Source organism: Streptomyces sp. NPDC002104 (assembly GCF_053593795.1).
The window spans coordinates 20,333-32,195 of record NZ_JBSFDF010000016.1 but is presented as its reverse complement, the minus strand read 5'-3'; the positions used below and the strand labels follow the sequence as shown (position 1 = coordinate 32,195).

At 74.2% G+C, this 11,863-nt stretch carries 13 protein-coding genes; 9 read left to right on the top strand and 4 right to left on the bottom strand.

Going from position 1 to position 11,863, the window contains the following annotated elements:
* Positions 1-513 precede the first annotated feature (513 nt).
* Genes ACWCP2_RS16370 through ACWCP2_RS16360 form a run of 3 tightly spaced genes read left to right on the top strand, consistent with a single transcriptional unit; the run spans position 514 to position 3,835 of the window.
* A complete protein-coding gene (locus ACWCP2_RS16370) occupies positions 514-1,890 on the top strand; it encodes an LLM class flavin-dependent oxidoreductase (protein WP_450909252.1) in 1,377 nt (458 codons plus the stop codon).
* Positions 1,887-3,470 (top strand): FAD-dependent oxidoreductase, encoded by a 1,584-nt coding sequence (locus ACWCP2_RS16365; protein WP_450909251.1) that lies wholly within the window; start codon positions 1,887-1,889, stop codon positions 3,468-3,470. The genes ACWCP2_RS16370 and ACWCP2_RS16365 overlap by 4 nt, the downstream gene beginning before the upstream one ends.
* Positions 3,467-3,835, top strand: a complete 369-nt coding sequence (locus ACWCP2_RS16360; RefSeq protein WP_450909250.1) for a 4Fe-4S binding protein — start codon at positions 3,467-3,469, stop codon at positions 3,833-3,835. Before ACWCP2_RS16365 ends, ACWCP2_RS16360 begins: the two co-directional genes overlap by 4 nt.
* A 105-nt stretch (positions 3,836-3,940) precedes the next feature.
* Here ACWCP2_RS16360 and ACWCP2_RS16355 read toward each other — a convergent pair whose 3' ends face one another.
* Complete coding sequence (locus ACWCP2_RS16355; protein ID WP_450909249.1) at positions 3,941-4,861, bottom strand: NADP-dependent oxidoreductase; 921 nt, start codon at positions 4,859-4,861, stop codon at positions 3,941-3,943.
* An 84-nt stretch (positions 4,862-4,945) separates the two neighbouring features.
* Positions 4,946-5,665: a DUF2470 domain-containing protein gene (locus ACWCP2_RS16350; protein ID WP_450909248.1), complete on the bottom strand. Its 720-nt coding sequence runs from the start codon at positions 5,663-5,665 to the stop codon at positions 4,946-4,948.
* A gap of 194 nt (positions 5,666-5,859) precedes the next feature.
* Between ACWCP2_RS16350 and ACWCP2_RS16345 the strand changes: the two genes are divergently transcribed.
* The 4 genes from ACWCP2_RS16345 (at position 5,860) to ACWCP2_RS16330 (ending at position 8,778) form a co-directional block, all read left to right on the top strand.
* On the top strand, positions 5,860-6,255 hold the full coding sequence (locus ACWCP2_RS16345) for a cell division protein SepF (RefSeq protein WP_266843179.1): 396 nt from the start codon (positions 5,860-5,862) through the stop codon (positions 6,253-6,255).
* 367 nt (positions 6,256-6,622) lie between these two features.
* Positions 6,623-7,783: an ATP-binding protein gene (locus ACWCP2_RS16340; protein WP_450909247.1), complete on the top strand. Its 1,161-nt coding sequence runs from the start codon at positions 6,623-6,625 to the stop codon at positions 7,781-7,783.
* Positions 7,776-8,168: a nucleotide pyrophosphohydrolase gene (locus ACWCP2_RS16335; RefSeq protein WP_450909246.1), complete on the top strand. Its 393-nt coding sequence runs from the start codon at positions 7,776-7,778 to the stop codon at positions 8,166-8,168. The genes ACWCP2_RS16340 and ACWCP2_RS16335 overlap by 8 nt, the downstream gene beginning before the upstream one ends.
* A 124-nt stretch (positions 8,169-8,292) precedes the next feature.
* Positions 8,293-8,778: a DUF6099 family protein gene (locus ACWCP2_RS16330; RefSeq protein ID WP_450909245.1), complete on the top strand. Its 486-nt coding sequence runs from the start codon at positions 8,293-8,295 to the stop codon at positions 8,776-8,778.
* 171 nt (positions 8,779-8,949) lie between these two features.
* Here ACWCP2_RS16330 and ACWCP2_RS16325 read toward each other — a convergent pair whose 3' ends face one another.
* Entirely contained in the window at positions 8,950-9,237 is a 288-nt protein-coding gene (locus ACWCP2_RS16325) for a hypothetical protein (protein WP_450909244.1), read from the bottom strand.
* Between the two features lie 202 nt (positions 9,238-9,439).
* Between ACWCP2_RS16325 and ACWCP2_RS16320 the strand changes: the two genes are divergently transcribed.
* The gene (locus ACWCP2_RS16320; protein ID WP_450909243.1) at positions 9,440-10,363 is read left to right on the top strand and encodes an LLM class F420-dependent oxidoreductase; all 924 of its coding nucleotides are present in this window, start codon (positions 9,440-9,442) and stop codon (positions 10,361-10,363) included.
* A 13-nt stretch (positions 10,364-10,376) separates the two neighbouring features.
* Positions 10,377-11,288 carry a homocysteine S-methyltransferase gene (gene mmuM, locus ACWCP2_RS16315; RefSeq protein ID WP_450909242.1) on the top strand — a complete coding sequence of 304 codons (912 nt, stop codon included), beginning with the start codon at positions 10,377-10,379 and terminating at the stop codon, positions 11,286-11,288.
* On the opposite strand, the gene ACWCP2_RS16310 is transcribed toward mmuM, so the two are convergent.
* Positions 11,275-11,694, bottom strand: coding sequence for a hypothetical protein (locus ACWCP2_RS16310; protein WP_450909241.1), 420 nt, complete (start codon positions 11,692-11,694; stop codon positions 11,275-11,277). The two genes, mmuM and ACWCP2_RS16310, sit on opposite strands and share 14 nt — an antisense overlap.
* Between the last annotated feature and the right edge of the window lie 169 nt (positions 11,695-11,863).

The window sequence follows — 11,863 nt, the reverse complement described above, 5'->3', positions numbered from 1 at the left end:
GGCCTCTGGCCGACCTTCTGGCCTCCGGCCCAGGCTCCGGGTTCGGGCCTCCGGCCTGGCCTCCGGCCCAGGCTCCGGGTTCGGGCCTCCGGCCTGGCCTCCGGCCCAGGCTCCGGGTTCGGGCCTCCGGCCTGGGTTCCGGCCCTGGTCTGGGTTCCGGACCTGGTCTGGGTTCCGGCCCCGGTCTGGGCTCCGGCCCCGGTCTGGGCTCCGGCCTCCGGCCTCAGGCCCGGGCTCCGGCCTCAGGCCTGGACTCGGGCCTGGGCTCGACCTCCGGCCCAGCTTCCGTGCATGGGCTCCGGCTACTGGCCTGGCATCTGGCCCGTGTTCCGGTCCGGACTCCGGCTTCCGGTCCGAGCTCCGCACTCCGCTTCCGGTCCGGGCTCCGGCTTCCGGTCCGGGCTCTGGCCTCGGCCCGGCCTTCGGCCCCGTTCCCCTCCCCCCGTCTAGGGCCCCAGCCCCGCGTGGGGCCCCGCGTGGGCCCCCGCCCTCCTATCCCACCGAGGACACGACATGACCGCACCCCGGACCCTCCATCTCAACGCGTTCCTCATGAACGCCGGGCACCACGACGCCGCATGGCGTCACCCCTCCAGCAGCCCCGAGCGGATCACCGATCTGCGGTACTTCCAGGAACTGGCCCGTACCGCCGAGCGGGGGCGGCTCGACTCGATCTTCTTCGCCGACGGGGTCGCCCTCTGGGGCAAGGCCCGTTACAACGCCGTCGGCGGCTTCGAGCCGCTCACGCTGCTCTCCGCGATCGCCGCCGTCACCGAGCACATCGGGCTCATCGCCACCGTGTCCACGACCTTCAACGAGCCCTACAACACCGCGAGGAAGTTCGCCTCCCTCGACCACATCAGCGGCGGCCGCGCCGGCTGGAACATCGTCACCTCCGGCAGCGTCGACGAGGCCCGCAACTTCAACCGCGACGAGCACCTGGAGCACAACCTCCGCTACGAGCGGGCCCGCGAGTTCCTCGACGTGGCCACCAAGCTCTGGGACAGCTGGGAGGACGACGCGATCGTCCTCGACAAGGAGGGCGGCGTCTACGCCGACACCGCCAAGCTCCACCCCGCCGCGCACCGCGGCGAGTACTTCGGCGTCGCCGGACCGCTCAACGTGCCCCGCTCCCCGCAGGGCCACCCGCTGCTCGTGCAGGCCGGCTCCTCCGAGGACGGCAAGGAGTTCGCGGCCCGGTACGCCGAGGCCGTCTTCACCGCGCAGCAGACCCTCGCCGACGGGCAGACCTTCTACAAGGACCTCAAGTCCCGCCTCGCCAAGTACGGCCGCTCCGAGGACCAGCTGCTCGTGCTGCCCGGCATCGCCCCCGTCATCGGTTCCACCGAGGCCGAGGCCAGGGCCCTGGAGCAGGAACTCACCGAGCTGCAGATCCCGGAGTACGGCCTCGCGCAGCTCTCCAACATGCTGGGCGTGGACCTCACCGGGCTGCCGCTCGACGGCGGGCTGCCCGACCTGCCCGAGGAGCGGGACATCAACGGCAACAAGAGCCGCTTCACGCTCGTCGCCGAGCTCGCCCGCCGCGAGGGCCTCACCCTGCGCGAGCTGATCGCCCGCCTGGGCGCCGGCCGCGGCCACCGCGTCTTCGCCGGGACGCCCGAGCAGATCGCCGACCAGCTGGAGGAGTGGTTCACCCAGGGCGCCGCCGACGGCTTCAACATCATGGCGCCCGTACTCCCCACCGGCCTCACCGACTTCGTCGACCAGGTCGTGCCGATCCTGCAGCGCCGCGGGCTCTTCCGCACCGAGTACACCGGCCGCACCCTGCGCGAGAACTACGGACTGGCACGCCCCGCCAACCGCTACACGACGGCGACGGCGGCGACGACGGCGGCGAAGGCGGCGGCCGGTCACGGAGCGGACGCGTGAGCGAGCACGTCGCCGACGTGCTCGTCGTCGGCGGGGGCCCCGCCGCCGCCTGGGCCGCCCTCAAGGCGGCCGGGGCCGGGGCCTCGGTGGTCCTCGCCGACAAGGGCTACTGCGGCACCAGCGGGGCGACGGCCGCCGGCGGCACCGGTGTCTGGTACGTCCCGCCGGAGCCGGCGGCCCGCGAGGCCGCCATGGCGAGCCGCGAGGCACTCGGCGGGTACCTCGCCGACCGGCGGTGGATGTCCCGGGTCCTCGACGAGACGTACGCCCGGATGAACGAGCTGGCGGACGAAGGACGTTACCCCTTCCCGACCGGCCCGGACGGCAGGCCGCTGCGCAACGGCCTGCAGGGGCCCGAGTACATGCGGCGGATGCGCATCCGGATCCGCCGCGCCGGGGTCCGGATCCTCGACCACAGCCCGGTCACCGAGCTGCTCACCGACGCGGACGGCGCCGCCGCGGGCGCCGCCGGCCACCGCCGCCAGGCCGGCGAGCCCTACCGGGTCCGGGCCGGCGCCGTCGTCCTGGCCACCGGGGGCTGCGCCTTCCTCAGCGGCGCCCTCGGCACCAACACGAACACCGGGGACGGCGCGCTGTTCGCCGCCGAGGCCGGGGCCGAGCTGTCCGGCATGGAGTTCTCCAACGCCTACGGGATCGCCCCCGAGGGCACCTCCGTCACCAAGACGGCCTTCTACACCTTCGCCACCTTCTACCGGGAGGACGGCGAGGTCCTGGAGGGAGCCGCCAGCCTCGGCGGCCGCTCGGCCATCGCCCGCGAACTCCTCACCGGGGCCCGGGTCCTCGCCCGCCTCGACCGGGCCGACGCCACCGAGCAGGCCGCGATGCGGCGCGCGCAGCCGAACTTCTTCCTCACCTTCGACCGGCTCGGCATCGACCCGTTCACCGAGCGCTTCGCCGTCACGCTGCTGGCCGAGGGCACCGTCCGCGGCACCGGCGGGATCCGGATCACCGGGGAGGACTGCGCCACCTCGGTCCCCGGGCTGTACGCCGCCGGGGACGCGGCCACCCGTGAGGAGATCTGCGGGGGCTTCACCGGAGGCGGCAGCCACAACGCCGCCTGGGCGATGTCCTCGGGCAGCTGGGCGGGGGCCGGCGCGGCCCGGTACGCCCGCTCCCTCGGCTCGGGCCGGGCCGCCTTCCGGCCGGTCACCGGGGCCGGCGGGGCGGGCCTGCGCCCGACGGGGGACTCCGCCTCCGCGGCCGGGCCCGCGGAGGCACGGGAACTCGTACGGCTGGTCCAGGAGCAGGTGCTGCCGTACGACAAGAACTACCTGCGGCGCGGCTCCGTCCTCGCGGGTTCGCTCGGCTCGCTCGACGAGGTGTGGGCGCGGCTGCGCGGCTCCCTGCGCGGGGAGGGCGCCGGGCTCGTCAAGGTCCGGCAGGCGGCGGCCATGACGGCGCACGCCCGCTGGATGTACGCGTCGGCCCTGGCCCGCACCGAGAGCCGCGGGATGGCCCGCCGGCTCGACCACCCGGGGCAGGACCCGGCGCAGCACCACCGGATCGTCACGGGCGGACTCGACCGGGTGTGGACGCGGCCGGCGGAGCTGGCCGCATGATCGAACTGGTGTCGGCCGACCGCTGCATAGCCTGCGACAAGTGCGTGGAGGTCTGCCCGACGGACGTCTTCGAGCGGGGGCCGGAGGGGATCCCGCTGCTCGCCCGGCAGGAGGACTGCCAGACCTGCTTCCTGTGCGAGGCCAACTGCCCGGTGGACGCGCTGTTCGTGTCCCCGCTGACCCGGCCGGTGCCCGAGGACCCGGTCGTACGGGACGAGGCCGCCCTCGCCGGCCGGGGGCTGCTGGGCAGCTACCGGCGGGAGATCGGCTGGGGCGAGGGGCGCACCCCGGGCGCCCTGCGGGCGGTCGGCCCCTCGCTCGGCCCGGCGGGCGGCGGCGGGACGGCGCCGCCGATCACATCCTGAACGAGGGGCCGGGCCCACGCCTGACCCGTCTGGCGGCCGGGACCGGCAGCCGGCCAGCCGGTCCGCCGGTCCGCCGGCCAGTCGGCCAGTCGGCCAGCCGGACCGTCAGACGGTCAGGACGATCTTGCCGCGGGTGCGGCCCGCGGCGCTCAGCTCCCAGGCCTTCGCGGCCTCCGCGAGCGGCAGGGCGTGCTCCACGTTGACGGTGAGTCCGCCCTCGTCCGCGAGCCGGCTCAGGAAGGTGAGGTCGGCGGTGTCGGGGCGGACCCACAGCTGGTGCGCGCCCTGGGCGGCCGCGGTGTAGTCGGCGATGGAAACGATCCGGTGCTCCTCCTTGACCAGGGTCCGCAGGGCCGGGATGACATCGTCACCGAAGAAGTCCAGGGCGGCGTCCACCCCTTCGGGCGCCAGCTCGCGGACCCGGTCGGCGAAGCCCTCGCCGTACAGGACCGGCTCGGCCCCCAGCGAGCGCAGGTAGTCGTGGTTGTGCGCGCCGGCCGTGCCGATGACGCGCAGGCCCAGCGCGACGGCTATCTGCACGCCGAAGGAGCCGGTACCGCCGGCCGCGGAGTGGATGAGCACGGTCTCGCCGGCCTTCAGCCCCACGCGGGTCAGTGACTGGTAGGCCGTGAGCCCGGCCAGCGGGATCCCGGCGGCCTGCTCGAAGCTCAGCTCGCGCGGCTTGCGGGCGAGGGTGCGGACGGGGGCGGAGACCAGCTCGGCATAAGTGCCCAGCTCCACCCACTCCTTGCGGACGTAGCCGTACACCTCGTCGCCGACGGCGTAGTCGAAGGTGTCCTCGCCGACCGCCTCGACGACGCCGGCGACGTCCCAGCCGGGTACGACCGGGTAGCGGACTTCGAGGATCGAATCGAGGTATCCGGCGGCGAGCTTCCAGTCCACCGGGTTCACGCCGGCGGCCCTGACGCGGACGAGGACCTCGCCCGGACCGACCTTGGGCTCGGGAACCTCGGTGAGGGCGAGGATGTCGGGCGTTCCGTATGCGGTGTAAGTGATTGCCTTCATGATCGTCCCAACGGGCCGCCGGGGAAGCGTTGTTCCGGGTTCCGGTGCTCTTCTTCCGGAATGGCCCGTTCCCGGCGGAGTCGCTCAGGCGGGCAGGGTGTTGCGGTGTGAGCTGCGCCGGGCCGCGCTGAACAGGGCCTGGATCTGCGCCCCGGACTGCTCCACGTCGTCGAGCGGGGAGGGGAAGGGGATCCGTACGTCGCGGTGGCCGCGCCGCTCCTCCAGGCGCAGGGTGATCCCGTACCGGTCCATGGCGAGGGGCAGCGCGCGCAGGACGGCGGACCCGGCGCCCGCCTGCGCCGCCGGCCGGGGCCGGACCAGGCGCAGCAGGAGGGTGACGAGTTCGGCGTGGTCGTCGAGGAGGTGGGTGAGCATCCCGGCCTCGTAGGGGGCGAGCGGGTCGGGGCGGGCCGCGTCCAGCTCGTCGAGCCCGACGTACGCGCGGGCGCCGTCGGCGGTTTCGAGGACGGCCCGGCCGAACTCCACGCACGTGGCGTCGGAGCCGTCTTCGGAGTACGGGGTGAGCAGCCGGCCGGCGAGGGTGACCCGGGCGCGCACGCGGTCCCGTACGGGAGTGGGTGCGATGTCCGTGAACTCCAGCCGGATCGCCGGGCGGTGCTCGCCCCGGCCGCCCGGCGGCACGGCGGGGTGCAGGTGCAGGCGGCCGAGGGGGTCGGTGCCGTCGAGGTGGCGGATCTCCGTGCGCTGTCCGTCGGTGACGACGGTCATGGAATGTGCGGCGGCCAGGACGGACCGGACCCGCTCGGCGTCAGTGGGCAGCGGCAGCGGCAGGGGCAGGTGCATGTGGATCTCCGTCGTCCCGAGTGGCGAGATGGCGCGTACTTAGGTTTGCCTAACCTAACCTACCGGGCGGGTGGTGGGGTAGTCGAGGGCCGGCCGCCGGGGTGTCTCAGCTCCCTCGTGTCGGTGTTGGGCTGAACGGGTGAAACGCGAGAGGATGGGGGGATGCACATGAAGCGCAAGGCCGAGGCGGCCTGGTGAGCAGGTACGACGTCACCGACGAACAGTGGGAGGGGCTCGCGCAGGTGGTCCCCCTGCGGAGTCGCAACGAGTGGCCCTCCCGGGTGGATCACCGCACGATCCCCACGGTTCCGGGGGCGTCCGCGGCGGAGCAGCGGCGCTTCGTCGTGATCCGGGTCCAGATCTTCGCGGACGCGCGGGAGGTGGCGGAGTACCTGATCGCGCAGATCCCGGTGCTGCTGGACCTCACGGGCGCGGACGGCGAAGTGGCCAAGCGGATCCTGGACTTCAGCAGTGGTGTGGTCTTCGGGCTGGGCAGCGGGATGCACCGGGTCGACCGGAACGTCTTCCTGCTGGCGCCGGTCGGAACCGAGGTGGAGGGGATCGCGGCCGCGGCCGTCCCCCGATCGTAGGAAGGTCCCGCGGGCGGAACGGTTCGCCGGACCCACGGGGTCCCCGGCGGCCCGTACCGTCCCGCGCATGACCTCACCCCTGACCACGCCCCTCACCCCACCCCCCACCCCACCCCCCACCACCTCCACGCCTCCGCCCGCGCGGGCAACCACACCGCCGGGGCCCGCCGCCTCCACTGCTTCCCCGGCGCCCGCAGCTTCCCCGGCGCCCGCAGCTTCCGCCGCGCCCGCCGCGACAGCGGCTGCCTCCGTCTCCGCGGGTCCGGGGTTATCCGAGGGCAGGGTTCCGGCGCCTGCCCCTGCCCCTGCCCCGGCCTCGGCCTCGGGCGAGGCCCGGGTTCCGGCTCAGGGGCAGGCGCCGGCCCCGGTGCAGGCTCCCGTTCCGCTCGCCGCGGGCGTTGCGCATTTGCGGCCCGCCGTCACCGAGGTGCGGCTCTCCGCCTACGGGGTGCACCGGCGGGCCCGGTTCGGGATCGGGGCCGTCACGCTCTTCGCCGGGGCGAGCGGGAGCGGCAAGTCCCAGGTGCTGGAGGCCTACGGGGCCCTGGCCGCCCTGGGCGGCGGGGCCACCCTCGACGAGGTGTTCCCCGATCCCCGGGCCCGGATCCCCGACGGGGCGGTGCCCGATGCCGAGCGGCGCCGGGGGTTCCGGATCGGCTGTACGGTCGACGGCCCCGCCGGGCCGGTCCGGCTCGACCTCGCCGTGCAGGCGGAGCCCGCGCTGCGGATCGTCGGCGAACGGCTCTCGGTGGACGGGCAGGTCCTCCTCGCCACCGCACTGCGCGACCCCGGGCGGCGGTCCGTCCAGGCGGCCTGGCTGACCGGCGGGGCCACCGGGGTCACCCGGGCCCCGCTGCCCGACGACCGGCTCGGCACCGCGCTGCTCCCGCTGCGCGTGGCCGGATCCACCGAGGGGCAGCGGCAGGTGCTGGCCGCCGCCGAGCAGGTCGTGGTCGCGCTGCGCTCGGTATTCCCCTGCGACCCCCGCCCGGAGCGGATGCGGGAGCCGGCCCTGCCGGGGGAGGGGCGGCTGCTGGGCGACTGCGCCAATCTGGCCGACGTACTGCGCCGGACCCGCCTGGAGTGCGGCACCCGCTACGGGCTGCTGACCGCGGCCGCCCGTACCGGCTGCGCGGGATGGGTCGCCGGACTGGACGTACGGGCCCCCGAGGGCGGCCCGGTCACCGGCCTGCTGGACCGGGGCCCGGACAGGCCGGCCACCGAGCTGGCCCGGCTGGGAGCGGGGGAGCTGCGCTTCCTCGCCCTCGCGCTGGTGCTGCTCACCGGGCCGGGGGTGCTGGACGTGGATCCGGCGGCCGAACTGCCCTCCGCCCGCCAGGCGCTGACCGTGCTCGCGGACGGCTTCGACCGGGACCTCGACGGCCGGCAGACCGCCGAGCTGCTGCGGCTGGCCGTACTGGCCTGCGGGCGCGGCCAGGTCAGGCTGGCCGCCGCGGTGGGCGAGGCCTGCGCGACCGCCGCCCGGGCGGTCCCGGGGATCTCGGTGGTAGACCTGGTGCATGAGTGAAGACAGTGGAGTGACCGGGGACAAGGAGGGGGCCGGTGAGCGGATCGACCGGCTCCAGCGGCGGCTCGCCGAGTTCGCGGCGGCGCGCGAGTGGGAGCCCTTCCACACGCCGAAGAACCTGGCGGTCGCGCTGAGCGTCGAGGCGTCCGAACTGGTCGAGATCTTCCAGTGGCTGACACCGGAACAGTCCGCGAAGGTCATGGAGAAGCCGGAGAGCGCGCACAGAGTGGCCGATGAGGTGGCCGACGTACTCGCCTACCTGCTGCAGTTCTGTGAGGTGCTCGGGATCGATGTGCTGGATGCGCTCGCCGCGAAGATCGAGCGGAACGAGCTGAGGTTCCCCGTACCGGGTACTTCGGGGGCAGACCGTCACTCTTCGGAGTGATGGCGATATCCACAACCATCTTCGGTGTCCACAATTTCCGAATACCCCTGGCTTTACCGGCCCGTTGCCCTCACTCTGGGTAGTGGAGAGAACGGCGAGATGTCGTGCGGACGGGGGACGGCATATGGACGCGGTACGGCTCATCGCAGCCGGCCGGCACGCGCTGGCGCAGAGCGGGGCTGCATGGGACATCGTGGGCGAGGCCTGGCAGGCACAGGCCCTCGCCCAGGGCATCGGGAGCTGGCTGGCGGTCACCGGGCCGCCGGAGCTGAGATCGGAGGCACGGGGGCTGGGCGAAGCGGGAGGCAGGGGCTGCGGGGTGCTCGACCGGGCGGCTCTGCGGGGAGAGGGCTATGCGCCCGATCTCCCGCCGCGGGCAGCGCAGTTGACCGAGGTGACGGACGCCCGGCAGGCGTTGCTCGGGCTTCAGGCGCTGCTCGGAGAAGTGGGCATAGCGCTGGTCGGGGTGGCCTGCGGGACGGATGACGAGAGTCTGTACTGGCAGTGCATAGAGTCGATAGACGCGGCCGATGAGTCGAGCGACCGGGTCCGGGCGATCCTGCGCCGGCTGGCCGTGCGCGAGCACGGATCCGCCTCCGGCGTGGCCTGAGGCGGGGTGGTCCAGGGCGGCGTGGTTCCGGGTGGCGTGGCCTGAGACGGCGTGGCCCAGGGCGGGGTGGTCCAGGGCGGCGTGGTCCCGGGCGGCGTGGCCTGATCCGGGTGCTCCGAGGCGGTGTGCTGGTCCGGTGGGGTCCCGCCGCGCGCGACGGGACCCGGGCGGTCACGAGGACAGGTAGGACGGGCGGTGTTCGCTCTCCGGGGTGCGGCCGCCCTGGGGCAGCGGAGCGGCGGGGCTGCGGTCGGTGGAGGACTGGAGGTCGGCGTCGAGCTGCGAGAGGTCGGCGTTCAGCGCCGCCATCAGCTCTTCCATCTGCTGCAGCAGACCCTTCGGTGCACCGCCCTGGGCGGGTACCGCGGATTCCTGGCGTGCGTGGTCGTGCGCTGCCTGCCCGGTCTGACGGTCCTGACGCGATTGCCCGGGGGTCTCCGGCGCGGACTCCTGGGACATGGCGGCCTCCTCGGCCCTGGCCCTTCCGGGAGGTGGAAGGGGGCGGTGGACGCACCGGCGAAGGCCGCCGGCGCGCGGGCCGGGCGGTCCGGCTCCGTCCGAGCCAACGATCCCCATCCGGGCTGGTCACTGGCGCGGGCGGCGGGGAGTGTCCCGTTGAGTCAGATTCACCCGGCCGGGGCCGAAAGGGCAGGATGGAGCCATGGATCTCCGTATCTTCACCGAGCCCCAGCAGGGCGCGAGCTACGACACCCTCCTGAGCGTCGCCAAGGCCACCGAGGACCTCGGCTTCGACGCCTTCTTCCGTTCGGACCACTACCTGCGCATGGGTACGGCCGACGGACTTCCCGGTCCCACCGACGCATGGATCACCCTGGCCGGGCTGGCCCGCGAGACCAAGCGGATCCGGCTGGGCACCCTGATGACGGCCGGTACCTTCCGGCTCCCCGGCGTGCTCGCCATCCAGGTAGCGCAGGTCGACCAGATGTCGGGCGGCCGGATCGAACTGGGCCTGGGAGCCGGATGGTTCGAGGAGGAGCACAAGGCGTACGGCATCCCCTTCCCGGCCGAGCGCCTCGCCCGGCTGGAGGAGCAGCTGGCGATCGTCACCGGACTGTGGGCCACCGAGCCCGGCGCCACCTTCGACTACGCCGGAGTCCACTACCAGGTGGAGAACTCCCCGGCGCTGCCCAAGCCGCTCCAGGCGAAGATCCCGGTCCTGATCGGCGGCCACGGCGCGAAGCGCACCCCGCGGCTCGCCGCACAGTACGCGGACGAGTTCAACATGCCCTTCGCCTCGATCGCGGACAGCGAGCGGCAGTTCGGCCGGGTCCGCGCGGCGGCCGAGCAGGCCGGCCGTGCGCCCGGAGACCTCGTCTACTCCAACGCCCTCGTCGTGTGCGTGGGCAAGGACGACGCCGAGGTGGCCCGGCGGGCCGCCGCCATCGGCCGGGACGTCGAGGAGCTCAAGGCCAACGGCCTGGCCGGCTCCCCGGACGAGGTGGTGGAGCGGATCGCGGCCTACGAGGCCGTCGGCTCCTCCCGCCTCTACCTCCAGCTGCTCGACCTCGGCGATCTGGACCACCTGGAACTGATCTCCTCCCGGGTCCAGTCCCAGCTCGGCTGACGGGACGGCGACCGTGCCCCGCGCACCCCGACCGCTCGCCGAGGCCCTGACGGGCCCCGGCGGGCGGACCGTGCTCCTCGACGGCGGACTGAGCAACCAGCTCGCCGACCAGGGCTGCGACCTGTCCGGCGGCCTCTGGACGGGCCGGGTCCTCGCCGAGCACCCGGAGCAGGTGGCGGCGGCCCACGCCGCCTACGCGCGGGCCGGCGCCGAGGTGCTGATCACCGCGAGCTACCAGGTGGGGTACGCCGCCTTCGCCCGGCGCGGCCATGGCCCACGGCGCACGACCGGCCTGTTGCGGCGCAGCGTGCGGCTGGCCGACGCGGCCGCCCGGGCGGCGGAGCACCCGGTGTGGGTCGCCGCGTCCGTGGGCCCGTACGGGGCGGTGCTCGCGGACGGCTCCGAGTACCGGGGCCGGTACGGGCTGAGCGTGCGGGAGCTGGCCCAGTTCCACCGGCCCCGGATCGCGGCGCTGCTGGCCGAGGGCCCCGACGTGCTGGCGCTGGAGACCGTCCCGGACGCCAACGAGGCCGAAGCCCTGCTCACCGTGCTCGCGGAGACCGGCGCCCGCGCCTGGCTGAGCTACACGGTGGCGGGCGGCCGAACCCGGGCCGGGCAGCCCCTGCCCGAGGCCTTCGCCCTCGCCGCCGGGTCACCGCAGGTCATCGCCGTCGGCGTGAACTGCTGCGACCCGGCGGAGGTGCTGCCCGCCCTCGAAGCGGCCGCCGCCGTCACCGCCAAACCGCTCCTGGCCTACCCCAACGACGGCTCGGTCTGGGAGCCCGCCACCGCCACCTGGCGCGCCCCGGCCACCCCCGCCCCCTGGCCCACGGCCGCCTGGCGCCGGGCCGGGGCCCGCCTCGTCGGCGGCTGCTGCCGCATCGGCCCCGACCGCATCGCCGACCTGGCCGCTACGCTCCGCTGAACTCCCAGCGCACGCGCGGCGATCCGCCGCCCGAAGCCACGAGCGCACTCAACTCGCTCTCCACAGAGGACAGTTCCTCCGGACGCTCCATCAGGAGCAGCTGTTCGCGGTAGTGCACGAGCGCGGTGACGAGCAGTTGGGACTCCTCGGGTTCCAGCGCGCACATCCGGCGCGCGGCGGCCACGGACTCGGCACGCAGAGCGAGCACGATCCCGGGGCGGTGGGCGAACTGGCCGCTGTACGCGAACAACGCGACGGCCAGCAGGGGCAGATAGGCCAACGGACTCACCTGGACGAGGACGCGGTAGGCGGCCACCCGCTCCCGGACGGGCAGCGTGCCCGATCCGAGGAGCGCCACCCGGGCACGCAGCACGGCGTCGTGATTGATGTTCTCCGTGGGATTCATGAGGGAGATTCTGTGAGCCGGACAGAGCCCCGGACAAGGGTGATCGACTGTGCCATCCGTCCTACGAAAACAGCCTCTGACCTGTCATGATGGATACGTCATCACCCTTTCGGCCCCCCTTCGTGCGGCGGGGAACGACATGACGGCCGACACCCGGATCCACACGGAC

What these genes read in the sequence shown, in the direction of transcription:
- ACWCP2_RS16370 (WP_450909252.1), top strand. Translation starts at nt 514, where the DNA reads ATGACCGCACCCCGGACCCTCCATCTCAACGCGTTCCTCATGAACGCC.
- ACWCP2_RS16360 (WP_450909250.1), top strand. Translation starts at nt 3,467, where the DNA reads ATGATCGAACTGGTGTCGGCCGACCGCTGCATAGCCTGCGACAAGTGC.
- ACWCP2_RS16355 (WP_450909249.1), bottom strand. Translation starts at nt 4,861, where the DNA reads ATGAAGGCAATCACTTACACCGCATACGGAACGCCCGACATCCTCGCC.
- ACWCP2_RS16350 (WP_450909248.1), bottom strand. Translation starts at nt 5,665, where the DNA reads ATGCACCTGCCCCTGCCGCTGCCGCTGCCCACTGACGCCGAGCGGGTC.
- ACWCP2_RS16335 (WP_450909246.1), top strand. Translation starts at nt 7,776, where the DNA reads ATGAGTGAAGACAGTGGAGTGACCGGGGACAAGGAGGGGGCCGGTGAG.
- ACWCP2_RS16330 (WP_450909245.1), top strand. Translation starts at nt 8,293, where the DNA reads ATGGACGCGGTACGGCTCATCGCAGCCGGCCGGCACGCGCTGGCGCAG.
- ACWCP2_RS16325 (WP_450909244.1), bottom strand. Translation starts at nt 9,237, where the DNA reads ATGTCCCAGGAGTCCGCGCCGGAGACCCCCGGGCAATCGCGTCAGGAC.
- ACWCP2_RS16320 (WP_450909243.1), top strand. Translation starts at nt 9,440, where the DNA reads ATGGATCTCCGTATCTTCACCGAGCCCCAGCAGGGCGCGAGCTACGAC.
- ACWCP2_RS16310 (WP_450909241.1), bottom strand. Translation starts at nt 11,694, where the DNA reads ATGAATCCCACGGAGAACATCAATCACGACGCCGTGCTGCGTGCCCGG.